Source organism: Pantoea sp. Cr_R13 (assembly GCF_029222565.1).
Classification (GTDB): Bacteria; Pseudomonadota; Gammaproteobacteria; order Enterobacterales; family Enterobacteriaceae; genus Pantoea; species Pantoea eucalypti.
Window position 1 is genome coordinate 1,120,211 of record NZ_JARHXL010000013.1, and the last position, 24,237, is coordinate 1,144,447.

The following is a 24,237-nucleotide window of genomic DNA, read 5'->3' on the forward strand; positions in this document are numbered from 1 at the left end:
GAGAGCCGCCATTAACCGGGATACGCAATACTCAGGTTGGGATGCGTTTAACCGGTGCGTTCTGCTGACGATCCCAGATCACCGTCAGTAACCGCTGCAGCGCGATAAACGCAAACAGCAGAATCCCGATGGCGATCTTGGTCCACCACGAACTCAGCGTGCCGTCAAAGTTAATCCAGGTCTGAATCAGCCCCTGAATCAACACACCAAACAGCGTACCCAGCACCGTACCGACACCACCCGACAACAACGTGCCGCCAATCACCACCGATGCAATCGCATCCAGCTCCACACCCAACCCGGCCAGCGCATAACCTGCCGAGGTATAGATCGAGAACACGATGCCAGCCAGCGTCGCCAGCGTGGTGGAAAGCATATAAATCTTAATGGTGGTCGCACGGGTTGAAACACCCATCAGCTGAGCGGAAGTCAGATTCCCGCCAATAGCATAAACCCGATTACCAAAGCGCGTGCGGTGCGCCAGAATAATCCCGCCAATCACCACCACCAGCATAATCACTGCCAGCAGGCTCAGACGCCCACCACCCGGCACTTTCCACGCCAGACTGGAAAGCATGGTATAAAGCGGATGATCAATAGGAATCGAGTTCTCAGACACCAGATAAGAACAGCCACGCAGGAAAAACATTCCTGCCAGCGTAATAATAAACGCCGGGATCTTAAGGGCATCGATCAGCCAGCCCATCATGGCACCAAACAGCGCGCCCATTGACAGAATCAACGCAAAGGCCAGCAGCGGATCGACATGGAAATCACCAATTGCCCGCGCCAGAAACACACCGGTAAAAGCAATCACTGCGCCGACCGACAGATCGATACCGCCTGATAAAATCACAAAAGTCATGCCGACGGCGATAATGCCAAGGAACGCGTTATCGGTCAGGATATTGCAAATTACCCGGGTAGAAGCAAAACCCGGAAACTGACTCAGACAAAACAGATAACCCGCTACAAACACCAGCAAGGTAATCATCAGCGGAAGATGACGTTTAATCATGTCGGACGCCTCCGTTTTAACATCGCAATAAATCGCGGTGACTGCAGTAACAACACGCACATCACCACCACCGCTTTCACCACCTGATTCAGCTCAGGCGGGAAGCCGGAGAGCAGAATCCCGGTATTCATCGACTGAATAATCAGCGCACCAATCAGCGACAGCACCAGATTAAAACGGCCACCCATCAGGGATGCACCGCCTATCACCACGGCGAGAATCGCATCCAGCTCCAGCCACAAACCGGCGTTGTTGGCATCTGCACCGCGAATATCCGCCGCGACGATCAGCCCGGCCACTGCCGCACAGACGCCACTGATCGCGTAGGTGGACATCACCACCAGCCACCCCGTCACACCCGCATTGCGGGCAGCGCGCAGGTTAATCCCCACCGCTTCGATAAACAGACCCAGCGCGGTTTTGCGCGTCAGCAGCCAGACGGCCAGCGCGACCACCAGCGTGATCCAGACCGGCACCGGCAACATCCACAGCGAGCCGTTACCAAACCAGCCAAGACTGTCACTGTCGAACGTCACAATCTGCCCCTGGGTAATCAGCTGAGCAATACCGCGCCCGGCAACCATCAGAATCAGCGTCGCAACAAACGGCTGAATACGCAGCAGCGCCACCAGCACCCCGTTCCACAAACCACAGGCTAAACCGGTTGCCAGCGTGCAGAGAATAATAAACGGCACACCGTGCCCGGCGACGGTCAGTGTGGCGGCCGTTGCGCCCGCTATCGCCATCACCGCCCCGACAGAAAGATCGATGCCGCCGGTCGCGATCACCAGCGTCATCCCTATCGCCAGCAGGGCAACCGGTGCCGCACGGTTAAGAATATCGATCGGACTGCCGAACAGGCGGCCATCCTGCAGATGCACCGCAAAAAAGTTATTGGCCACCAGACTGTCGATCAACAGCACCAACAGCAGCGCGGCGATTTGCGGCATCCCCGGCGGGAGTTTCAGCTTACGACGTGGCGTTTTTTCAGATGTCATAGGTGACTCAAGCATGTTTTGCCCCTCCGTCCGCGATAGCATTCACGATCGACGCCACCGAAAGCTGCTCCAGCGGAATTTCTGCCACCTGCTTCAGATCGCGCATGATCAGCACCCGATCGGCATAACCGACCAGCTCTTCGAGTTCAGAGGAGATCACCAGCAGCGCCAGACCATCGGCGCACAGGGATTCGATTAAACGGATAATCTCGGCGTGCGCACCCACATCAATACCGCGCGTCGGTTCGTCGAGAATCAAAAACTGCGGCTTGGTCACCAGCCAGCGCGACAGCAACACCTTCTGCTGATTGCCACCCGATAACAGCTCTACCGGCTGCTCAGCGTGGGGCGTGCGAATGCCCAGACTTTTGATGAAACGCTCGGCAATCGCCTGCTGCTCGCGTTTTTTAATGGGCCGTAACCAGCCGCGCTGCGCCTGCAATGCCAGAATAATATTTTCGCGCACGGAGGCCGCGCCAATAATTCCGTCCGTCTTACGATCTTCCGGGCAAAAACCCATGCCAAGCTGTGAGGCTTTCGCCGGGTTGGTAATACGCTGCACTTTACCTTTGATCTTCGCGGTTCCGCGATCGGCGCGACGAATACCAAACAACACTTCTGCGGTTTCGGTGCGGCCTGAGCCCAGCAGACCCGCCAGTCCCACCACCTCACCGGGACGCACGGCCAGGTTAAAAGGCTCAATGGTGCCCTTTCTGCCGTAATCTTCAAATGAAACCACCGGCTGATTGCTGCGCAGCGTGCTGCCCTGACGCTGTAACGCCGTCTCAAGCAGTTCACGTCCTAACATCAGCTTAATCAGTTCAATCTGTGGCAGCGTGGCGGTCTCACGAGTCGCGATAAATTGCCCGTTACGCAGCACGGTAATCCGGTCAGTAATTCGGTACACCTGGTCAAGAAAATGGGTCACAAAAATCAGGCTCATCCCTTTGGCTTTTAACTGCGCCATCAGGGTAAACAGCATCTCGACTTCACTGGCATCCAGACTGGCTGTTGGCTCGTCGAGGATCAGCACCTGAGCAGAAAGGTCGACCGCGCGACAGATGGCAATAATCTGCTGCATTGCCACCGAGTAGTGTCCCAGCGGACGCGTGACATCAAGGGAAAAACCGTAATTCCGCATCAGCGCATCGGCATCACGCACCATGCGGCGACGGTCAATCATGCCAAAACGACGCGGCTCACGCCCTATATAGAGGTTATCCGCCACCGACATGTTCGGCAGCATATTCACTTCCTGATAAACGGTGCCGATGCCCATCTCCTGAGCCTGCGCCGTATTGTGCGGTGTAATCGGCTCGCCGTTCAGGGTAATGGTGCCGGCGTCGCGGCTGTAAACACCGGTCAGCACTTTAATCAGCGTGGATTTACCGGCACCGTTCTCGCCCAGCAGCGCCATGATCTCCCCTTTGCGTATATCAAAGGAAACATTATTCAGCGCTTTGACGCCGGGAAAACCTTTGCTAATGCCGCTGATGGATAGCAGCGGTGTTTCATTTTGCGTGGTCATTCTGCTCACTCCGCCTTACGTCATGAAAAACCGCCCCGTAGGGCGGTCTGCGGCTGGTCTGTGACGGGTCGGTGAATCAGTAACCCATACCGTTTTTCTTATCCAGCTCCGCCTGTGCATCAGCAGGCAGGAACAGCTTCGATTCGGTTTTGATCACTTTTGGCGGCAGCGTGCCATCTTTTTTGAATTTTTCCAGCGCATCAAACGCCGGACCCGCCATATTTGGCGTCAGTTCCACGTTGGCGTTAGCCTCACCCGCCAGCATCGCTTTGTAGATATCCGGTACCCCATCAATTGAGCCGGTCAGAATATCTTTGCCCGGTTTCAGACCTGCTTCCTTAATTGCCTGAATGGCACCGATCGCCATGTCATCGTTATGCGCGTAAACCATGCAGATGTTTTTGCCGTTGTTTTCCGCCTTGATAAAGCTCTCCATCACCTCTTTACCTTTACTGCGGGTAAAGTCACCGGACTGAGAACGGATCACTTTAATATTAGGGTGGTTGCTGATTGCCTCGGCAAAGCCTTTCTTGCGATCGATTGCCACGCTGGCGCCGACCGTGCCTTGCAGTTCGACCACGTTACATTTTTTGTCGCCTACGGTTTTTACCAGCCAGTCGCCAATCAGCTTGCCTTCCAGCACGTTGTCAGCCGTCACCACCGCCTGATAGAGCGATTTGTCTTTCACCACGATGGCGCGATCCAGCAGGTAAACCGGTATTTTGGCATCTTTGGCTTCTTCCAGTACCGGCTCCCAGCCGGTCTGTACCACAGGCGCGATAAAGATGGCATCAACGCCCTGAGCAATGAACGAACGCACGGCTTTGATCTGATTCTCTTGTTTCTGCTGTCCGTCGGCGATTTTCAGGGTGATTCCGCGTTTTTTGGCTTCGCTTTTCGCTACGTTAGTTTCCGCTGAGCGCCAGCCAGATTCTGAACCGACCTGCGAGAAGCCGACCGTCATATCAGCAGCGAGTACCGGGCCGGTTAACGCGGCGCTGACCAGCGTGGTCAGAAGTAAACGTTTCCACATAGTTTTTAATCCTCTGAAAGGCGTTTGCTGTTTAGGGTAGAGAGCCTGCTTAGACTGGACTAAAAAAGCGTGCATAATGGCGACACACTTCACAAAACAGAGCAATTTAAAGGGGTTACGTGCAGAGCGAGCAGTTTTCAAACAGGGGTGTTATGGATAAAATCGCTGAATAAAATTACAATGCCGGTTAAATAAATGTAATAAACAGAATCGCTTATGTTTAATGCCACTGGAAACGATTACAGGCAGGCGTACAAAACGGGTTATCCGGCTTGCGGTGAACAAAAAATGGGATTTGTGATTGTCCGCACAATCGATGGTGAAGACGAATCAGGGGCGAAACGTTTCTATGGCATTCGTTATTTAACGGTTAAATTTCCTGCGGTTAAATTGTAATAAATAAGGTATTCATGTGCTGTCAGGACCAAATGGAATAAAAAATAATATTGTGCTGCTTATTTTTACGTTTAATTGCCGCAGTAACCCGAACCAGTCAGGCTGACGTAGTAAACTAAGGCGCTGACTTACCAGCATCGTGCATAGTCAGAACGAGGAATATGGACTTTTAGTGACTAATAAGGTGATTTTGTCTGATTTTCGGCTTTTTTCACCTGCATGATCTGGACAGACAAAGCCCGCCCCCTATACTGAGCACTCCTTTGTTACTTCTATCTATTATGGCAATGATGACTGCGCACGATTACCTGCTTAAATTCCGCAAAGTAAATAATTCAGACAGTCTGGAAAAGCTTTTCGATCATCTTAATTACTCCCTGACCAATGATCTGGAAATTATCAATATGTACCGGGCTGCCGACCATCGACGCGCTGAACTGGTCTCGGGCGGACGGTTATATGATCTGGGCTGCGTACCAAAAACGGTGTGGCGCTACGTGGTCTGATTTCTCACTGATTTATCGCTTCGTTTACTGCTAACGTTGTCCGGATGGGCGTGCCTCTCTGGACATGTTATTCTGCTGCGCTTTGACTCTCCGAGACAGGAATAACTACGATGAATGAACAGGTTGCTGCGCCGCGCATTGGTGGCTGGCTTTTGCTGCCTCTGGCCTGGCTGATAATGACCCTGTTAACCACCGTTCTGGTGCTGGCGATGTATCTGACTCCCCTGTTTAATCCGGAGTGGCGTGTGGCGTTGTTTTCTCACGGCAGCACCCTCTTCTCTTACTGGGCCATTTCCCTGCTTACCGCCGTGGCGGTCTGGGCCTATAGTCTTTGGATCAGCTGGCTGTTCCTGAAGCGATCCCGACGCCTGCCGCGCCATTATCTGCTCTGGCTGCTGATTACCGTGCTACTGGCGCTGAAAACCTTTGCTTTCACACCCGTCGCTGATAGCCGAGCCCTTCAGACATTACTGCTGTCGCTGCTGGCCGCTGCGGTGTTTGTGCCCTATTTCAAACGCTCAGAACGGGTAAAAAAGACCTTTATCGCGCCGTAACGCGGTGAGTTGTGTCAGGAATTTAATTCTGAGTGCGGTCTGCCGCCTTGCGGGTGGCGCGGGTGTTGAGATACGTCGCGCTATCAATGATAATAAGCCGCTTTCTGGCTCCCAGGCGAAAAAATGACCGATTATCTGCTTCTCTTTGTTGGCACAGTGCTGGTGAATAACTTCGTATTAGTGAAGTTTCTCGGCCTTTGTCCTTTTATGGGCGTTTCCAAAAAACTGGAAACGGCGATTGGCATGGGCCTCGCCACGACATTCGTCATAACGCTGGCGTCGATCTGCGCCTGGCTGGTCAATCATCTGATCCTGCTGCCGCTGGATCTGGTCTATCTGCGCACCATGGCGTATATCCTGGTGATCGCCGTTGTCGTGCAGTTCACCGAGATGGTAGTACGTAAGACCAGCCCGTCGCTCTATCGCCTGCTGGGTATTTTTCTGCCGCTAATTACCACCAACTGTGCGGTGCTGGGCGTGCCGCTGCTGAGTGTTAACCTCAACCACACCTTTATGCAGGCCGCGCTGTATGGTTTCAGTGCTTCCATCGGCTTTTCGCTGGTGATGGTCCTGTTCGCCGGTATGCGTGAGCGCCTGGTGCTGGCGAATGTTCCGGCCCCGTTTAAAGGCAACTCCATCGCCCTGATCACTGCGGGCCTGATGGCGCTGGCATTTATGGGCTTCAGCGGTCTGGTGAAATTCTGATGACCGCGATCTGGATTGCTGTTGCCGTATTAAGTGCGCTGAGCCTGGTGTTCGGCGCGCTGCTGGGTTACGCCTCGCGCCGCTTTGAAGTCGAAGAAGATCCTATCGTTGAGCAGATTGATGCCATTCTGCCGCAGAGCCAGTGTGGTCAGTGTGGCTATCCAGGCTGCCGTCCCTATGCGGATGCGGTCGGCAATAACGGTGAAGCGATCAATAAATGCGCGCCAGGCGGCGAGCAGACCATGCTCAAGCTGGCTGCGCTACTTAACGTTGAACCGCAGCCGATTGATGGCGATGAATTGGCGAAAGAGCCGGTGCGCACGGTGGCGTTCATTGACGAAGCCAACTGTATTGGCTGCACCAAATGTATTCAGGCCTGTCCGGTGGATGCAATTGTCGGGGCAACCCGCGCCATGCACACCGTGCTGAGCGATGTCTGTACCGGCTGCGATCTCTGCGTCGCACCCTGCCCGACAGACTGTATTGAAATGCGCCCGGTTGCCACCACACCAGCTAACTGGAAGTGGGATTTGAATACCATTCCTGTACGGGTGATTCCGGTAGATACTCATGCTTAATCTGTTTAACTTCCTGAAAAAAGAGAAAGTCTGGGATTTTCAGGGCGGTATTCATCCGCCGGAAATGAAAACCCAGTCTAACGGTACGCCACTCAGCGAACTGCCGTTGCCACACCGTTTTATTATCCCGCTGAAACAGCATATCGGACATGAAGGTGAGATCTGCGTTGCACCTGGCGACAAGGTATTGCGCGGTCAGCCCCTGACGTTTGGCACAGGCCGTATGCTGCCGGTCCATGCACCCACTTCTGGTGTCATTGATGATATTGGTCAGCATATGACCGCGCATCCTTCGGGGTTGTCAGAACTGTGTATTTTTATGACGCCCGACGGCGACGACCGCTGGATACCGCTTGATCCGCTGCCTGACTACCGTCAGCATCCGCGCGCCGATATTGTGCAACGTATTCACGACGCCGGCATTGCGGGCCTGGGTGGCGCGGGCTTCCCTACCGCCACCAAACTCAAAGGCGGCCTGCGCGGGGTGAAAACCCTGATTATTAATGCGGCCGAGTGCGAGCCTTACATCACCGCGGACGATCGTCTGATGCAGGATTACGCCGCTGAAGTGCTGGAAGGCAGTCGCATTCTCGCATGGGTGTTGCAGGCCGAGCGGGTTTTGATTGGTATTGAAGATAATAAACCAGAGGCGATTGCCGCGCTGAAACAGGCATTGGGTAACGAACGCGATCTGCACATTCGCGTCATCCCGACTAAATACCCTTCTGGCGGCGCAAAGCAGCTGACCCGTATTCTGACCGGCATGGAAGTGCCACACGGCGGACGTTCCACCGATATCGGTGTGCTGATGCAAAACGTTGGCACCGCCTGGGCGGTTAAACGCGCCATTATTAATGGTGAGCCGATTACCGAACGTGTCGTGACGCTGACTGGCGAGTCAATTGCTCAGCCGCGCAACGTCTGGAGTCGTCTGGGCACCCCAATCAGCCATCTCTTGCACCATGTCGGTTTTACACCAGCACCGCGTCAGATGGTGATCATGGGCGGCCCGCTGATGGGCTTTACCCTGCCGTCGCTGGATGTGCCGGTGGTGAAGATCACCAACTGTATTCTCGCCCCCTCTCCCAGTGAGATGGGTAACAACGATGAAGAGCAGTCCTGCATTCGCTGTTCCGCCTGCGCCGATGCCTGTCCGGCTAAGCTGCTGCCTCAGCAGCTTTACTGGTTCAGCCAGGGCGGCGATCACGATAAAGCGCGCTCACACCACATTGATGACTGTATTGAATGTGGCGCCTGCGCCTATGTCTGCCCGAGCAATATTCCGCTGGTGCAATATTATCGTCAGGAAAAAGCGGAACTGCGCGCCATCGATCTGGAAGCGAAACGCACGCTGGAAGCCAAAGCTCGCTTCGAAGCCCGTCAGGCAAGGCTGGAGCGCGAGAAACAGGCCCGTGAAGCGCGTCATGAGCAGGCGAAACAGCGTGTAGCCCGTACCGATACCAGTGAACTGGCGGCTGCGAAAGCGCGCGTGAAAGCCCGCCAGGCCGCTGAGCCGGATGAAGCGACGCTTGAAGCGCAACGTGAAGCCCGTCATGCGCAGGCGCGTCTGCGTCAGGCCGAGGCTCAGGCGGAAACCCAACCGGTAACGCGTCAGACTGTCGATCCGCGTAAAGCAGCGGTTGAAGCGGCCATTGCCCGAGCTAAAGCGAAGAAAGTGTCACCGGTTGATGCGGTGGAGACCGTGGCTGAAGCCAGCGTCGATCCGCGCAAAGCCGCTGTCGAAGCGGCGGTAGCCCGCGCTAAGGCGAAGAAAGCCGCGCAGGCTGAAGCCGCGGATGCGGCGACTCCGGATGACACGGCGAGCGTTTCTGAAGCCGCGTCAGACGCCGCTGCCGAAACTGACCCGCGCAAAGCTGCGGTGCAGGCCGCGATTGCCCGCGCCAAAGCGAAGAAAGCCGCGCAGGCTGAAGGCACGGATGCGGCGGCTCCGGCTGACACGGCGAGCGTTACTGAGGCCGCGCCAGACGCCGCTGCCGAAACTGACCCGCGCAAAGCTGCCATTCAGGCGGCGATTGCCCGTGCCAAAGCGAAAAAAGCTGCTCAGGCTGAAAATGCGGATGCGGCTGACACGGCGAGCGTTTCTGAAGCCGCGTCAGACGCCGCTGCCGAAACTGACCCGCGCAAAGCTGCGGTGCAGGCCGCGATTGCCCGCGCCAAAGCGAAGAAAGCCGCGCAGGCTGAAAGCACGGATGCGGCGACTCCGGCTGGCACGGCAAGCGTTACTGAGGCCGCGCCAGACGCCGCTGCCGAAACCGATCCGCGCAAAGCTGCCATTCAGGCCGCGATTGCCCGCGCCAAAGCGAAGAAAGCTGCACAGGCTGAAAATGACGCGGAGACGGCTTCACGCGATGCCGCAGCAGTCGCTACTGCCGCGCATTTTGCGGTGGAGAAAGCGGAAGAGGCGCAGGAGCAGGCTAATAACGCCAACGCTGAACCTGAACAGGCACCTGAACTGAATCAACCCGATGATGCGCGCAAGGCCGCTATTGCTGCCGCCATCGCCCGTGCCAAAGCGCGTAAAGCGCAGTCGTCTACGACGCTTGAGGATTAAATGGCTTTTCGTATCGCAAGTTCTCCTTACACCCATAACCGCCGCAGCACAGGCAACATCATGCTGCTGGTGGTGCTGGCTGCAGTGCCGGGTTTTGCTGCACAATGTTATTTCTTTGGTTACGGCACCTTTTTGCAGGTCCTGCTTGCGACGCTCACCGCCTGGCTGACCGAGGCGGCCATTCTGCGGCTGCGTAAAGCGCCCGTTGGCAGCACCCTGGCGGATAACTCCGCGTTACTGACTGCTGTGCTAATCGGTATCAGCCTGCCCCCGCTGGCGCCCTGGTGGCTGGTGGTGATTGGTACGCTGTTTGCTGTGGTCATTGCTAAACAGCTTTATGGCGGTCTGGGACAGAACCCGTTTAACCCGGCGATGGTCGGCTATGTGGTTCTGCTGATCTCCTTCCCGGTGCAAATGACCAGCTGGCTGCCGCCTGACACCCTGCAGGCGATCAAACCGGGGCTGATGGACAGTCTTAGCATGGTGTTCAGTGGCCATACGCTGGCGGGCGAAACCATGCAGCAGTTGCAGATGGGTGTGGATGGCATCAGCCAGGCGACGCCGCTTGATACCTTTAAAACCGGTTTACGCGCCGGTCACAGCGCAGAGCACTTGCTGGCCCAGCCGATTTACAGCGGCGTGCTGGCGGGCCTGGGCTGGCAGTGGGTCAATGTCGGATATTTGCTTGGCGGCCTGTTCCTGCTGTGGAAAAGTGCGATTCGCTGGCATATTCCTGCTGCCATGCTGCTGTCACTGGCGTTCTGCGCCACGCTGGGCTGGTTCTTCTCACCGGAATCGCTCAACAGCCCGCTGATTCACCTGTTCTCCGGCGCCACTATGCTGGGGGCGTTCTTTATTGCCACCGATCCGGTGACCGCCTCTACTACCAACCGGGGTCGCCTGATCTATGGTGCGCTGATTGGATTGCTGGTCTGGCTGATTCGCAGCTTTGGCGGCTATCCTGATGGCGTGGCATTTGCTGTGCTGCTGGCAAACATCTGCGTGCCGCTCATCGATTACTACACCCAGCCGCGCGTTTACGGCCATCAGAAGGATTAAGCGATGCTGGAGACGATTCGCAAAAATGGTGTGACGCTGGCGATTTTCGCCGCAATTACCACGGCTGCTACTGCAGTAGTCAATACGGTCACCAAACCGACAGTGGAACATCAGACCCTGCTGCAGCAGAAAAATTTGCTGGACCAGGTGGTGCCTGAAGACCTTTATGACAACAATATTCAGCAGGATTGTTACGTTGTCACAGATGCTGCACTGGGGAATAGCGCCCCGCACCACCTCTTCCTGGCGCGTAAAGGCGGCCAGCCGGTCGCTGCCGCACTGGAGACAACTGCACCTGACGGCTACTCTGGTGCGATACAGATGCTGGTCGGTGCTGATTTCCAGGGTAAAGTACTGGGCGTGCGGGTGATCGAACACCATGAGACGCCTGGTCTGGGCGATAAGATTGAATTACGCATTTCTGACTGGATCAACAGCTTTAATGGCAAAGTGATTCATGGTCCGGCGGATAAAGCGTTTGCGGTTAAGAAAGATGGCGGCGACTTCGATCAGTTCACCGGCGCCACCATTACCCCACGCGCGGTGGTCAATGCGACCAAACGCACCGCGCTGTTGATGAAAACGCTTCCGGAGAAACTCTCTTCGTTACCGGCATGTGGAGACGCAAATGAGTGAAGCTAAAAGTCTGCTGGTGGGTGGACTGTGGAAAAACAACTCGGCACTGGTGCAGTTACTGGGCCTGTGCCCACTGCTGGCGGTTACGGCGACGGCAACGAATGCGCTGGGTTTAGGTCTGGCCACCACGCTGGTGCTGACCCTGACCAACAGTTTTATTTCAGCCTCGCGCCGTTGGGTGCCGTCGGAAATTCGTATCCCGATTTATGTGATGATCATCGCCTCCGTGGTGAGCTGCGTGCAGATGCTGATCAACGCCTACGCCTATGGTCTCTATCAGTCGCTGGGAATTTTTATCCCACTCATTGTCACCAACTGCATTGTGGTCGGTCGTGCTGAAGCGGTCGCCTCTAAAAGCAGCATCCCGCTTGCCGCGCTGGATGGCTTTGCCATCGGCATGGGCGCGACCTGCGCCATGGTGGTGCTGGGTTCGCTGCGTGAAATTATCGGCAGTGGCACACTGTTTAACGGTGCCGATCAGCTGCTCGGCCCATGGGCGAAATCGCTGCGTATCGAAGTGGTCCATTTCGATTCACCGATGCTGCTGGCAATGCTGCCGCCGGGCGCGTTTATCGGCCTCGGCATGATGCTGGCGGGTAAATACCTGATCGATCAGAAGATGAAACAGCGGGCAGCTCTGCGTGCTCAGGCAGCTGAAAACGCGGCACCTCAGAACGCCGTCGGGAAGCCGGTGTGAACCAGACTAAACGCACCGAGATTCTTCATCGCCTGCAGCAGAACAATCCGCATCCCACCACCGAGCTGAACTTCAGCTCGCCGTTTGAGCTCCTGATTGCGGTACTGCTGTCGGCGCAGGCGACCGATGTCAGCGTCAACAAAGCCACCGCAAAACTCTATCCGGTGGCGAATACCCCTGCCGCGATGCTCGCGCTGGGCGTGGATGGCGTAAAGGAATACATCAAGACTATCGGCCTGTTTAACAGCAAAGCGGAAAATGTGATTAAGACCTGCCGCATTCTGCTTGAGCAGCACAACGGAGAAGTGCCGGAAGATCGTGCGGCGCTGGAGGCCCTGCCTGGTGTTGGCCGTAAAACAGCCAATGTGGTGCTGAATACCGCCTTTGGCTGGCCAACAATTGCCGTTGATACTCACATCTTCCGCGTCAGCAACCGGACAAAATTTGCGCCGGGTAAGAATGTGGAAGAGGTGGAGCAGAAGCTGCTGAAGGTGGTTCCGGCCGCCTATAAGGTTGACTGCCACCACTGGCTGATTCTGCATGGCCGTTACACCTGCGTGGCGCGCAAGCCCCGTTGCGGCTCATGCCTGATTGAAGACCTCTGCGAGTATCCCGACAAAGTTGAGTGATTCGCCTGACTAACCCGCTGTGGCGGGTTTTTTATTGTCTGGTTAAACCCTCTGCAACCTTCTTTCCAGTCCGGTTACCCTTTTCACCGCACGCTCTGGCTCGTCTGAATACCTCCACAGTTTGTCGGGTTGTTACATTGATGTTGATGATGGAAAATCGCCGCCCCTGACGATAAGAAAATGTTATGACACGGTGAGTAAAGTAATGATCAAAGGTTCTTCTGCAGAGAGACTTCCGCTGCGCCTGTTTCTGGCACGATTCTGGCCACATCCGCTGACAGTAAGTAAAAAGCATGTGGTGATTGCCGGACTGGGTGCGGGCATTGGCCTGGTACTCACCAGTCTGCTGAGTCACTGGATGCTGGGGGAGCTGAATCTGTGGTTTGTTGCCCCGGTGGGTGCTTCGGCCGTTTTACTCTTTGGTCTGCCCGCCAGTCCGCTGGCGCAGCCGTGGGCCATCGTCGGCGGCAACACCCTGTCTGCGCTGGCGGGCGTCACCGTCAGCCAGCTCATCCCCGATCCGGCGATTGCCTGCGGCGTCGCGGCCTGCGTAGCGATCCTGTTGATGTTTCAACTGCGCTGTCTGCATCCGCCCGGCGGCGCAGTCGCGCTGACCGCTATTCTGGGCGGACCTTCCGTGGAGCAGCTGGGTTATCAGTTTGTCCTGACGCCGATCCTGCTCAATTCTCTGACACTGGCGCTGCTTGCATTGCTGTTTAATAATCTGGCCGGTCGCCGCTATCCACACCCGCTGGCGCCACAGGAAGTTAAACCGGAGCCGATCGCGATGCCGGTCTCGCTGACGCGCGCCGATCTGCATCAGGCCTTACAGGGCGGTGAACTGCTGGATATTGATGAGGACGATCTGCAGGAATTGCTGCTGCGAGCCGAAGAGATTGCCGGGCGCCGTCAGGTTAACGGTTGAAACCTGCCTGTTGTGACTGTCGGTGCTCGCTCTTCTCCTTGCGGAGGCGGGGATGCCGACATTGATCGCTGCCACACTTTTGCTTAGCCGCTGCGCCAGCCATATCTAATAACATATTGATAACACAGCCACCCAGGCCGGACGCCCATCGGGTCCTGGGCGAATGCCCATAGAGCTGCCCTTTTGCGCGCCCTACACTTTGCTCTTCTTTACGTTTCTTACGAGGAAGACCGATGGATAGCGCCTTGTCCCCGCAGCAAGATGAGCTGATCGCCTCCGCCATCAAAAAATTCTTCACCCATATCATCCCCATGCTGGTGGTGATGTTGATCATTAACCAGATTGACCGCGCCAATATTGGCTTTATCAAGGCGGAACTGCGCACCGATGCCGGGATCAGCGCGGCGGCCTTTGGTCTGGGTGCGGGCCTGTTTTTTATCGGCTATGCGCTGTTTGAGGTACCCAGTAACCTGATGATGAAGCGTTTCGGCGCCCGCGTCTGGCTGACACGCATTATGATTACCTGGGGACTGGTGGTGGTCATGACGGGTTTCGTCACCTCACCCATCCAGTTTTACCTGCTGCGTTTTTTACTCGGCGTGGCTGAAGCAGGTTTCTTTCCCGGCGTACTGTTCTATTTCCGTCAGTGGGTCCCGAATGCCTGGCGCGGCCGGGCCACTGCGATGGTGCTCAGTGCAACCGCGGGCGCCTTCCTCTTCTCCGGGCCAATCACTGGCGCCATTCTGATGATGCACGATTTTTTAGGCATTGCCGGCTGGAAATGGGTGATGTTTCTTGAAGGCGGTGCTTCCGTGCTGGTCGGTATTCTCGCCGCATGGGTACTGGTGTCACGCCCCGGCGACGCACGCTGGCTGAGCGATGCGGAGAAACAGGCCCTGATACAGCAGCTGAATAGTGAAGAGGCACAGCGTGACGAGCTTAACCGCGCGCCCGATAAAATGTCGCTGTTACGTAATCGCAGCCTGCTGTTCTTCTGCGCCATCTTCTTCACCATGACCATGACAGGCTATACCCTGGTGTTCTGGCTGCCGCAGATTATTCAGCGTATTCAGGGCTTCAGCAGTTTTGGCATCGGCATTCTCACCGCCGTACCCTGGCTTTGCGCCATTATTGCCATCAACCTGCTGAGTCGCTTTTCAGACCGCCACCGCGACAAACTCGATAAAGCGCTGGGCGTCGCCATGCTGGTCGCGGCCTGCGGCACCTTTATGGCTACACTGGGTTCTCCATGGTTTGGCTTCCTGGCGATGATCGTGGCCTGTATCGGCTCGAAAGTCAGCGCCACCTTTTTCTGGCCGATGCCGCAGGGAGAACTGCCCGCCTCAATTGTCGCGCCTGGGATTGCGCTGGTGAACTCTGTTGGCAACCTTGGCGGCTTCTTCGCACCGACGGTGTTTGGCTATCTGGAGATGAAGACCGGCTCCACCACCGGCGGTCTCTATGCCCTGACCAGCGTCTCGCTGCTGACCGGGCTGTGGCTGCTGCTGCGCCGCAAGCCCTCCCCGCCGTCCCTTGATCCTATGGAGAATCACAATGTCAGACAGTCCAGTCATTAAAACAATGCGGGTGGTGCCTGTCGCCGGATATGACAGCATGCTGCTGAACATTGGCGGCGCGCACAACTGCTATTTTACCCGCATCCTGGTGATCCTGACCGATTCCGCTGGCCGTACCGGCGTCGGCGAAAGTCCCTGCCACGCCTCAACACTGGCGCTGCTGGCGCGCTTTCGTCCGCAGATTGAGGGCAGCGATCTGCTGCGGCTGAATGCCACCGTCGCGACGCTGTTTGCCAGCGACGCACGACACCAGCAGACCGCGCATACCGACGACATTCATATTCCGCAGATGAATCCGGAGAAGTTTTACAACGCCACCGCAGCCATTGAAGCTGCGCTGCTTGACCTGCTGGGCCAGCACCTGAATCTGCCGGTTGCCGAGTTACTTGCCAGCGGCAAGCAGCGCGATCGCGTGCCGGTACTTGGCTATCTGTTCTATATCGCCGACCGTAACCTCACCAGCATGGACTATCAGGCGGGCCACGCTGGCGGTGATGCCTGGCTGCAACTGCGTCATGAGAAAGCGATGGATGCGGATAGCGTGGTGCGGCTGGCGGAGGCGGCAGCCGATCGCTATGGCTTCCGGGATTTTAAACTGAAGGGCGGCGTTCATCATGCCGAAGTGGAAGTGGAGACGGTTAACGCCCTGCTGACACGTTTTCCTCAGGCACGGGTAACGGTTGATCCCAATGCCAGCTGGTCGCTGGATGAGGCCATTTATTATGGTAAACAGCTGGCGGGCCGTATTCCCTATCTGGAAGATCCCTGCGGCGCGGAGCAGGGCTATTCCGGCAGGGAAACGCTGGCGGAGTTTAAGCGAGCCACGGGTATCCCGGTCGCCACCAATATGATCGCCAATGACTGGCGACAGTTGCAGCATGCCTTACAGCTTAATGCCATCGACATCCCCCTGGCCGATCCGCATTTCTGGACGATGCGTAATGCACATACTGTGGCGCAGTTGTGCCATGAATGGGGTCTGACAACCGGCTGCCACTCAAACAACCATTTTGATGTATCACTGGCAATGGTGGCGCATCTGGGAGCCGCGGCACCGGGCGATAGACTGACTGCGTTTGATACCCACTGGATCTGGCAGGATGGTCAGCAGCTGACGCAGCATGCTCCGCAGATTCGGGATGGCTTTCTGGAACTACCTGAGGGGCCAGGACTGGGTATTACCCTGGATATGGCGCGGGTCGAAGCAGCCCATGAACTCTACCATTCGCTACCTGATAAAAACCGAAACGACGCGTTGGGCATGCAGTTTCTGATTGATAACTGGACGTTCAACGCGAAACGACCGGCCCTGTTGCGCTGATGACCGTCGTCCTGTGACAGTGTCACAGGATGACTATGTTTAGCGTTGCGCCAGTGCCGCCTGCATCCAGGCAATTACCAGCGGAGAGTCCTTTTCCTGCAGTGCCGCGCGCTCAGACTGGAACAGCGTGGCCACATAGAAAGGATGATCCGGTAACTCCACGCCGCGTACGTCACCAGCTTCATCCCAGGCGGTAATGCGCAGCGTATTATCGCCCAGCGCGTCACTGAATTCCGGGTTAACACCAAAGTTACAGTGGTAGCCCTCGTCGCTTTCCAGCGTCCCGTAAGCCAGAGCAATACGGGAACCCGCTTCAAACCTCACCCTGCCGCGCTGCTCCACCAAAGAGCAACTCAGCGGGGCAATGACCATCCGTCCGCCGGTATCCGTTTCAGCATGACTGGCATCTTGCCAGCCCAGTACGTTGCGCGCATACTCGATCACCGCATACTGAAATCCCCCACAGGAACCCAGTAAAGGTTTACCGCTCTCCCGCGCCCAGCGCAGAGTTTCAAATACGCCATTATCGTTGAGATAAGGACTGCCAGGAACAACCCAGACCGCATCACTGCGCGTCAGGTCTGTCTGTTCGAGGTGGTCGGTAGCGATCCAGTTCGTTTCAACGATAAGATTTAGCCGGCGTGCAGCACGTTCAATAGCAAGGGGGATAGCCTGATGGGCAACCGCATCGGCGCGGTAGTCACCGACGAGAGATAAATGCAGTGGAGACGACATGAACTGATCCTTCCTGGAGAAATTGAGAGGTTACAGTAATGTTAATTTTCTGTCGAGGGTGACATTGCGCATCCGCGCATTGATAAGATTTTAATATGACTGAGCGGTTTTTCACCGGCGGTCTGGGGTCATTTTAATTTCCTGCTGGCTGCCTTCTGGCCTCCACTTCCCCTCTCGATCTCACGACGCAATCGGTTTCTTTTTTTGCTTTCTGAAATAAATCATCTGATTGTGCGCCGGATCGCCTTTTGACTCTTTTTTCGCCAATGCCGGGCAGGTAATGTCTGATAATTCGTCAGATTGACTGCGATTCAGCCAGTAACCTGTCATTAGCACTGTTTGATTATTATTCACCAACCGATTTATCTGGTTAGCTTCGATTTAGCAGTTAATATCATTACTCGCTAGTGCAAGGTGCTCATTCAGAGTATCTGTACTAATATTGTTCGCTGCTTCAACATTTAAAACCAATTAACGATTTGTTATAAGTTTTTTAACCCAACATTCCTGGATTCAACGGGTTGCCAGAAAATTCTTGCCCTGACGCCCGTAATCAGCCAAATTAGTCGCCGCTTTTCCCTTCTAATAACAATCTTGCGCATGGAAAACTCACATGACGCGGACTTAATTCCTGTCCCGAAACAGGGTATGAAAAAACTGAGGTACATGTGTCAACTGCAAACAAACACACTGATGAGGCTGTCAGTCTCAATGCGTTTAAACAGCCGAAGGCGTTCTATTTAATCTTCTCGATCGAATTATGGGAACGTTTTGGATTCTATGGCCTGCAGGCCATTATGGCGGTTTACCTGGTGAAGCAACTGGGATTGTCTGAATCAGACTCCATTACCCTGTTCTCTTCATTCAGTGCGCTGGTTTATGGGCTGGTCGCGATTGGCGGCTGGCTCGGTGATAAAGTGCTGGGCACCAAACGCGTCATCGTGTTGGGCGTGCTGGTGCTGGCATTGGGTTATGCGCTGGTAGCGTTCTCCGGTCATAACGTCAGCATTGTCTATATTGGCATGGCGACCATCGCGGTCGGTAGCGGCCTGTTCAAGGCAAACCCCTCTTCGCTGCTCTCGACCTGTTACGACAAAGATGATCCGCGTCTCGACGGTGCGTTCACCATGTTCTATATGTCGATCAACATCGGTTCCCTGTTTTCGATGATGCTGACACCGTGGTTAGCCGCGAAATATGGCTACAGCGTCGCCTTTTCACTGTGCGTCATTGGCCTGGTTATTACCCTGTTTAACTTCCTGTTCTGTAAACATATGGTCAAGGATTACGGCTCTAAGCCAGACTTTGCGCCGTTGCAGGTCGGTAAACTGCTGATGACTCTTGTGGGCGTCGTTGTGCTGATCGCGCTGGCCAACTGGATGCTGCATCATCAGGTTATCGCACGACTGGTGCTGGCGGTGATTGCGCTGGGTATTTTGCTGGTGTTTGCCAAAGAAGCCTTTGCGCTGCACGGCGCGGCGCGTCGTAAGATGATTGTGGCCTTCCTGCTGATGGTCGAAGCGATTCTGTTCTTCGTCCTCTATATGCAGATGCCAACATCGCTCAACTTCTTCGCTATCCGTAACGTTGAACACACCATTCTTGGTATTACGTTTGCGCCAGAGCAGTTCCAGGCACTGAACCCGTTCTGGATCATGCTGGCCAGTCCGCTGCTGGCGGCGCTCTATAACAAGCTGGGTGATAAACTGCCCATGCCGCACAAGTTTGCCTTTGGTATGGTGCTCTGCTCCGCTGCGTTCCTGGTGCTGCCGGTGGGTGCAAAGTTCGCCAGTGATGCAGGCATCGTTTCTGTAAACTGGCTGATCCTGAGCTATGCGCTGCAGAGTATTGGTGAGCTGATGATCTCCGGCCTCGGCCTGGCGATGGTCGCGCAGCTGGTGCCACAGCGCCTGATGGGCTTCATTATGGGCTCCTGGTTCCTGACCACGGCAGGTGCAGCTGTGATTGCAGGTAAAGTAGCAAACCTGATGGCCGTGCCTGAAAACGTAACCGATCCGCTGATTTCGCTGGCAACCTACAGTCGCGTATTCCAGCAGATTGGTATCGTGACGGCGGTGATTGCTCTGCTGATGCTGATTACGGCGCCGTTGCTGAACCGCATGACACAGGCGCAGGATAGCGACGCCAGATTAAACGATGTGAAAGCGTAATCGCTGCCACGTGACAAATCAGCCGGGCTCTGCCCGGCTTTTTTTATGGCTCACATCTCCCCCTTAACAGATCCCTGATCCTTATCACTGGTATTTCCACCCTGAGTCTTTACTATGCTGTGATCCCATTGCAACAAGGAGTACATGGTCATGAAACTGTTTTGCAAAGCAGGAGCCTGCTCTCTCTCTCCCCACATTGTTATGCGCGAATGCGGGCTGGACTTTACGCAGGTGAATGTTGATCTGGCAACCAAACTCACCGAACGGGGCGACGATTTTCGCCAAATCAACCCTAAAGGTCAGGTGCCCGCGCTGCAGCTCAGCGATGGTACCGTGCTGACGGAAGGCCCCGCGATTGTGCAGTATCTGGCAGACCTCAAACCCGATCGTCATCTTCTGGCGCCGGTTGGCAGCCTGACGCGTTATCACACCCTGGAGTGGCTGAGCTACATCGGCAGCGAGCTGCACAAAAGCTTTGGGCCGCTGTTTCGCCCAGGATACTCCGATGAGGTGAAAGCGCAGACCCGTAACCAGCTGGAAGCGAAATTCCGCTATGTCGATGAGTCATTACGTGACAGGCAGTGGCTGATGGGGATGCATTTCAGCGTCGCAGATGCTTATCTGTTTGTGGTGACGCGCTGGGCAAAAGCGCTGGGGCTGGATTTGTCCGGCTTTACGGCACTTGGGGCATGGTTTGATCGTGTCGCGGAACGTCCTGCGGTGCAGGCGGCGCTTAAAGCGGAAGGCTTAGCCTGAGAGAACAGGGCCGGTTAACCGGCCCTGATGCGTTACAGCTTTTCTGCCGTGAAGTGCTGCGTCGGACGGGCAATGGCATCCTGTGCCGCCACCAGCTGCAGCTCATACTCGCCCATCTCATGAGTTTTCAGCATCACCTCATACACCGCTGCAGTGACGTGCTCCAGCGCATCCTGCAGTGATTTGCCGTGCAGCAGATTAACCAGCAGCAAACCACTGGTAAGATCGCCCACGCCGACGGGCTGACGGACACCGAAATCGACCAGCGGACGGCTGATGTGCCACGCGTCTTCTGCTGTTACCAGCAGCATCTCAAAACGGTCGCTGCGACGCCCTGCGCGTGCCAGATGCTTCACCAGCACCACACGTGGTCCCTGGGCAATCAGTGCCCGCGCAGCGTCTACCGCCGCGTCGACGTCAGTGATTGTACGTTCACTTAGCATCTCCAGCTCAAGCAGGTTCGGGGCGATAATGTCGCTGGCTGGCATCGCCATCTTGCAGTGGAACTCCGCCACACCCGGTGCCACGATGCAGCCTTTTTCCGGATGACCCATCACCGGGTCGCAGAAATACCAGGCCTGTGGGTTAGCCGCTTTGACCTGACGAACAATCTGCAAAATCTGCTCGCCCTGCTCCGCCGAGCCCAGATAGCCGCTCAGCACCGCGTCACAGGTCTTCAGGCGGTCAATATCCGCAATGCCTTTAACGATGTCGGTTAAATGCGTTGCAGGCATGACCGTGCCGGTCCAGTGGCCATACTGCGTATGGTTGGAAAACTGCACGGTGTTCAGCGGCCAGACGTTTGCACCCAGGCGACGCATCGGAAATTCAGCTGCCGCGTTACCTGCATGACCAAATACAACGTGCGACTGAATCGCTAAGATATTTTTCACTTGTTTGCCCTGTCCTGCCTTGCCATAAAAAAGGGCCGGAAACCGGCCCTAAATCTTACTGCCAGTTAATCAGGCAGTAATGTTTCTTACCGCGACGCAGCAGCGTGTAGCGGTTAAACAGTTTGTCGCTGTCGCTGAAGCGGTATTCCGCATCGGACTGTTTTTCACCGTTCAGTGAGACGGCATTCGACCCGATCATGGTGCGAGCCTGGCCGCGAGACGGCACGAGCTCCGCTTTCACCAGCGCCTGCTGCAGGTCATCGTCTGCGCCCAGCGCGATAGTTGGCATACCATCCTGCGCCAGTTGCTCAAAATCGGCTTCCGTCATTTCGCTTACAGAACCGGAGAAGAGGCTGGCAGTGATGCGTTTCGCCGCCGTCAGGCCCGCTTCGCCATGCACCAGACGCGTGACCTGCTCAGCCAGCACATACTGCGCGCGTGGCGCGGTACCGCTGTTTTTGTCCTCTTCTTCCAGCGCGTTGATCTCTTCTATGCTCAGGAAGGTGAAGAACTTCAGGAAACGATAGACGTCAGCATCCGCGGTGTTGATCCAGAACTGATAGAACTTGTATGGACTGGTTTTCTTCGCATCCAGCCAGACTGCGCCGCCTTCCGTTTTACCGAATTTGGTGCCGTCAGACTTGGTGATCAGCGGAACGGTCAGGCCAAAGACCTGGTTCTGATGCAGACGACGGGTCAGATCGATACCAGAGGTGATGTTACCCCACTGATCGGAGCCGCCGATCTGCAGCGATACGCCGTGCAGTTCATTCAGGCAGGCAAAGTCATAACCCTGCAGCAGGTTGTAGGAGAACTCGGTAAAGGAGATGCCCTGATCGTCACGGTTCAGACGCTGCTTCACCGCTTCTTTGTTAATCATCTGGTTAACAGAGAAGTGCTTGCCGATATCACGCAGGAAGGTCAGCACGTTCATGCTGCCAAACCAGTCGTAGTTGTTGGCGGCGATGGCGCTGTTGCTGCCGCAATCGAAGTCGAGGAATGGCGCCACCTGCTGGCGGATCTTTTCAACCCATTCGTTGACGGTGTCACTGGTATTAAGTTTACGCTCTGCGGCTTTAAAGCTTGGATCGCCAATCAGGCCGGTTGCACCCCCGACCAGGGCTACCGGCTTGTGGCCGGCATCCTGAAAACGCTTCAGGCAGAGCAGCGGTACCAGATGACCCAAATGCAAGCTGTCAGCAGTGGGGTCGAAGCCGCAATAGAGCGAAATTGGCCCCTGTGCCAGTTTCTCTGTTAACGCGGCTTCATCCGTCACCTGGGCGATAAGGCCCCTCTCCTGCAATTGTTGTATCAGGTTACTGCTGGTCATTACTGACTCCAAATTGATCAGACTGCACCTATGCTGGTACACAGCTTTCCGCTGACTTGCGGAATCGAAAAAAATCAGGGCTATAGCATAAAGCGCTGGCGCTTTCTGTGCCAGCGCTGATAGGGAGAAATCGTGCAGATTCAGGGAGCCAGACGGTCGATTTTCCAGCCGTCATTATCGCGCTGGTAGATGAAACGATCGTGCAGACGATGTTCGCCCCCCTGCCAGAACTCCATTGTGTGAAATTTCACCCGGTAACCGCCCCAGAAGCTGGGCAGCGGCACCTCGCCCTGCTGAAACTTCTGCTTAAGCTCAAGGAACTTCCCTTCCAGAATCCCGCGCGCCGAAATCCGGCTCGACTGCTTCGACACCCAGGCACCAATCTGACTGTCTCGCGGGCGGCTGTGGAAATATTTCAGCACCTCCAGCGGCGACAGTTTTTCCACTTCGCCCAGCACCATCACCTGACGTTCCAGAAAGTGCCACGGGAAATGCAGGCAAATGCGCGGATTGTGCGCCAGCTGTAACGCCTTACGGCTGCCGAGGTTGGTGTAAAACACCATGCCCTGCGCATCAAAGTGTTTCAGCAGCACGATACGCTGCCACGGCTGACCCTGCTCATCCACGGTGGCCACGGTCATGGCAGTCGGATCGGGCAGTTTAGCCTCACAGGCCTGGCTCAGCCACTGTTCAAACAGCGCGATCGGATTGTCCGGCAGATCCTTACGACGCAATCCGCCGCGGGTATATTCACGCCGCAGATGGGCAATGGTGTGTAGCGTTTCGCTGTCGCTCATTAATGCTCGCCTATTCAGAGATAAAGTCAGCTGGCAGGTTGCAGCTCACAATCATTCACGACAATTTTATCGTTACGTTCGATAAATGCGCCGTTTCCTTTGGACCAGAAAACATAAGTGTCATCGCTGTAGCGCGCGCCGGAGGCGGAGACGGTCTGCTTCAACGTTAAAGGCTTGCCATCCATAATGAAACTTACCTGCTCCTGCGCCTCGTCCAGCGTCACGGTCAGGGGCATTGTTCCGCAGCGATAGTGCAGGGTCTGTGGCGATGCCGGCTGTTTATGCATCAGGCTACAGCCTGACAATAGCAGCACCGCGACAACGGTTAATCCTTTCAACATAAGCGGGTCTCCTTCACGAGTGAAGCTGGCATTATAAGAAGGATTTGCCGCGAAGTAAGTGGGAATCCGCGCCAATCTGGAGGATGCTGTCAGCCAGGCTGAATTATTGCGCCTTTTCAGACGGTTGTCTGAATGCACAGGCCGTGTTATCAGGCTACGCTCTATAGATCTTAAGCGAGGAAGACAAACATGAAATTTGATAACGAAGATGCATTTAAGCTGGCCGTGGCGTTTATGAACCATAAAGAGAATGCCACCATCGCCAGCAGCTACTTTAAAACCTTTATCGACACCTACCAGAAGTTTGACCGCTGGCTGAGTGCATCTGACCCGGTCAGCGCCATGAAAGCGGAAAAAGCGGCCGCCAAAGCGGGCGAAGACTCTATTCTCTGATCCTTTTTTCACGGGTCCGATAGCCATTCAGGCGTCGGACCCGTGAATAGCGCCAGGTGCAGCCATCGATGTGGCATCCTGCATGCGAT

Annotated in this window: 25 protein-coding genes; 16 read left to right on the top strand and 9 right to left on the bottom strand. The window is 55.6% G+C overall.

Annotated features, from left to right (window positions below; translation table 11 throughout):
• Positions 1-31: 31 nt before the first annotated feature.
• The 4 genes from yjfF to ytfQ form a co-directional block, all read right to left on the bottom strand.
• Positions 32-1,018, bottom strand: coding sequence for a galactofuranose ABC transporter, permease protein YjfF (gene yjfF / locus P2R09_RS13075; RefSeq protein ID WP_003853433.1), 987 nt, complete (start codon positions 1,016-1,018; stop codon positions 32-34).
• Positions 1,015-2,031 carry a galactofuranose ABC transporter, ATP-binding protein YtfT gene (gene ytfT / locus P2R09_RS13080; protein WP_008926230.1) on the bottom strand — a complete coding sequence of 339 codons (1,017 nt, stop codon included), beginning with the start codon at positions 2,029-2,031 and terminating at the stop codon, positions 1,015-1,017. The genes yjfF and ytfT overlap by 4 nt, the downstream gene beginning before the upstream one ends.
• Positions 2,024-3,544, bottom strand: coding sequence for a sugar ABC transporter ATP-binding protein (locus P2R09_RS13085; protein WP_275770269.1), 1,521 nt, complete (start codon positions 3,542-3,544; stop codon positions 2,024-2,026). The genes ytfT and P2R09_RS13085 overlap by 8 nt, the downstream gene beginning before the upstream one ends.
• Positions 3,545-3,620: 76 nt before the next feature.
• Positions 3,621-4,577, bottom strand: a complete 957-nt coding sequence (gene ytfQ, locus P2R09_RS13090) for a galactofuranose ABC transporter, galactofuranose-binding protein YtfQ (RefSeq protein ID WP_008926228.1) — start codon at positions 4,575-4,577, stop codon at positions 3,621-3,623.
• 216 nt (positions 4,578-4,793) lie between these two features.
• Between ytfQ and P2R09_RS13095 the strand changes: the two genes are divergently transcribed.
• From P2R09_RS13095 to P2R09_RS13155, 13 genes are all read left to right on the top strand, one after another.
• The gene (locus P2R09_RS13095; RefSeq protein ID WP_275770272.1) at positions 4,794-4,973 is read left to right on the top strand and encodes a hypothetical protein; all 180 of its coding nucleotides are present in this window, start codon (positions 4,794-4,796) and stop codon (positions 4,971-4,973) included.
• Positions 4,974-5,263: 290 nt separating this feature from the next.
• Entirely contained in the window at positions 5,264-5,479 is a 216-nt protein-coding gene (gene ydgT, locus P2R09_RS13100; RefSeq protein WP_003853427.1) for a transcription modulator YdgT, read from the top strand.
• A gap of 110 nt (positions 5,480-5,589) precedes the next feature.
• Entirely contained in the window at positions 5,590-6,033 is a 444-nt protein-coding gene (locus tag P2R09_RS13105) for a DUF2569 domain-containing protein (RefSeq protein WP_275770274.1), read from the top strand.
• A 123-nt stretch (positions 6,034-6,156) separates the two neighbouring features.
• Positions 6,157-6,738 carry an electron transport complex subunit RsxA gene (gene rsxA / locus P2R09_RS13110; RefSeq protein ID WP_003853423.1) on the top strand — a complete coding sequence of 194 codons (582 nt, stop codon included), beginning with the start codon at positions 6,157-6,159 and terminating at the stop codon, positions 6,736-6,738.
• Positions 6,738-7,316, top strand: a complete 579-nt coding sequence (rsxB, locus tag P2R09_RS13115) for an electron transport complex subunit RsxB (RefSeq protein WP_275770279.1) — start codon at positions 6,738-6,740, stop codon at positions 7,314-7,316. Before rsxA ends, rsxB begins: the two co-directional genes overlap by 1 nt.
• Positions 7,309-9,888 carry an electron transport complex subunit RsxC gene (gene rsxC / locus P2R09_RS13120; protein WP_275770281.1) on the top strand — a complete coding sequence of 860 codons (2,580 nt, stop codon included), beginning with the start codon at positions 7,309-7,311 and terminating at the stop codon, positions 9,886-9,888. The genes rsxB and rsxC overlap by 8 nt, the downstream gene beginning before the upstream one ends.
• Positions 9,889-10,947 (top strand): electron transport complex subunit RsxD, encoded by a 1,059-nt coding sequence (rsxD, locus tag P2R09_RS13125; protein WP_275770283.1) that lies wholly within the window; start codon positions 9,889-9,891, stop codon positions 10,945-10,947.
• Between the two features lie 3 nt (positions 10,948-10,950).
• Complete coding sequence (gene rsxG, locus P2R09_RS13130) at positions 10,951-11,583, top strand: electron transport complex subunit RsxG (protein ID WP_275770285.1); 633 nt, start codon at positions 10,951-10,953, stop codon at positions 11,581-11,583.
• A complete protein-coding gene (locus tag P2R09_RS13135) occupies positions 11,576-12,280 on the top strand; it encodes an electron transport complex subunit E (RefSeq protein ID WP_003849003.1) in 705 nt (234 codons plus the stop codon). Before rsxG ends, P2R09_RS13135 begins: the two co-directional genes overlap by 8 nt.
• Positions 12,277-12,909 carry an endonuclease III gene (gene nth / locus P2R09_RS13140; RefSeq protein ID WP_003849001.1) on the top strand — a complete coding sequence of 211 codons (633 nt, stop codon included), beginning with the start codon at positions 12,277-12,279 and terminating at the stop codon, positions 12,907-12,909. The genes P2R09_RS13135 and nth overlap by 4 nt, the downstream gene beginning before the upstream one ends.
• Positions 12,910-13,114: 205 nt before the next feature.
• The gene (locus P2R09_RS13145) at positions 13,115-13,834 is read left to right on the top strand and encodes an HPP family protein (protein WP_275770288.1); all 720 of its coding nucleotides are present in this window, start codon (positions 13,115-13,117) and stop codon (positions 13,832-13,834) included.
• A gap of 233 nt (positions 13,835-14,067) precedes the next feature.
• Positions 14,068-15,411 carry an MFS transporter gene (locus P2R09_RS13150; RefSeq protein WP_275770290.1) on the top strand — a complete coding sequence of 448 codons (1,344 nt, stop codon included), beginning with the start codon at positions 14,068-14,070 and terminating at the stop codon, positions 15,409-15,411.
• A complete protein-coding gene (locus tag P2R09_RS13155; RefSeq protein WP_008926222.1) occupies positions 15,389-16,732 on the top strand; it encodes an enolase C-terminal domain-like protein in 1,344 nt (447 codons plus the stop codon). Before P2R09_RS13150 ends, P2R09_RS13155 begins: the two co-directional genes overlap by 23 nt.
• Positions 16,733-16,771: 39 nt before the next feature.
• On the opposite strand, the gene P2R09_RS13160 is transcribed toward P2R09_RS13155, so the two are convergent.
• A complete protein-coding gene (locus tag P2R09_RS13160) occupies positions 16,772-17,467 on the bottom strand; it encodes a CTP synthase (RefSeq protein ID WP_275770292.1) in 696 nt (231 codons plus the stop codon).
• A gap of 668 nt (positions 17,468-18,135) precedes the next feature.
• Here P2R09_RS13160 and dtpA point away from each other — a divergent pair.
• The gene (gene dtpA, locus P2R09_RS13165) at positions 18,136-19,638 is read left to right on the top strand and encodes a dipeptide/tripeptide permease DtpA (RefSeq protein ID WP_275770294.1); all 1,503 of its coding nucleotides are present in this window, start codon (positions 18,136-18,138) and stop codon (positions 19,636-19,638) included.
• Between the two features lie 150 nt (positions 19,639-19,788).
• Complete coding sequence (gene gstA / locus P2R09_RS13170; RefSeq protein ID WP_275770296.1) at positions 19,789-20,394, top strand: glutathione transferase GstA; 606 nt, start codon at positions 19,789-19,791, stop codon at positions 20,392-20,394.
• 32 nt (positions 20,395-20,426) lie between these two features.
• On the opposite strand, the gene pdxY is transcribed toward gstA, so the two are convergent.
• From pdxY to P2R09_RS13190, 4 genes are all read right to left on the bottom strand, one after another.
• On the bottom strand, positions 20,427-21,287 hold the full coding sequence (gene pdxY, locus P2R09_RS13175; protein ID WP_003848993.1) for a pyridoxal kinase PdxY: 861 nt from the start codon (positions 21,285-21,287) through the stop codon (positions 20,427-20,429).
• 55 nt (positions 21,288-21,342) lie between these two features.
• Positions 21,343-22,617 (bottom strand): tyrosine--tRNA ligase, encoded by a 1,275-nt coding sequence (gene tyrS / locus P2R09_RS13180; RefSeq protein WP_008926220.1) that lies wholly within the window; start codon positions 22,615-22,617, stop codon positions 21,343-21,345.
• Positions 22,618-22,757: 140 nt separating this feature from the next.
• The gene (gene pdxH, locus P2R09_RS13185; protein WP_003848991.1) at positions 22,758-23,414 is read right to left on the bottom strand and encodes a pyridoxamine 5'-phosphate oxidase; all 657 of its coding nucleotides are present in this window, start codon (positions 23,412-23,414) and stop codon (positions 22,758-22,760) included.
• Positions 23,415-23,440: 26 nt separating this feature from the next.
• Positions 23,441-23,755 (bottom strand): MliC family protein, encoded by a 315-nt coding sequence (locus tag P2R09_RS13190; RefSeq protein ID WP_003848990.1) that lies wholly within the window; start codon positions 23,753-23,755, stop codon positions 23,441-23,443.
• Between the two features lie 189 nt (positions 23,756-23,944).
• Between P2R09_RS13190 and P2R09_RS13195 the strand changes: the two genes are divergently transcribed.
• On the top strand, positions 23,945-24,148 hold the full coding sequence (locus P2R09_RS13195) for a hypothetical protein (protein WP_003848989.1): 204 nt from the start codon (positions 23,945-23,947) through the stop codon (positions 24,146-24,148).
• Positions 24,149-24,237: the final 89 nt, after the last annotated feature.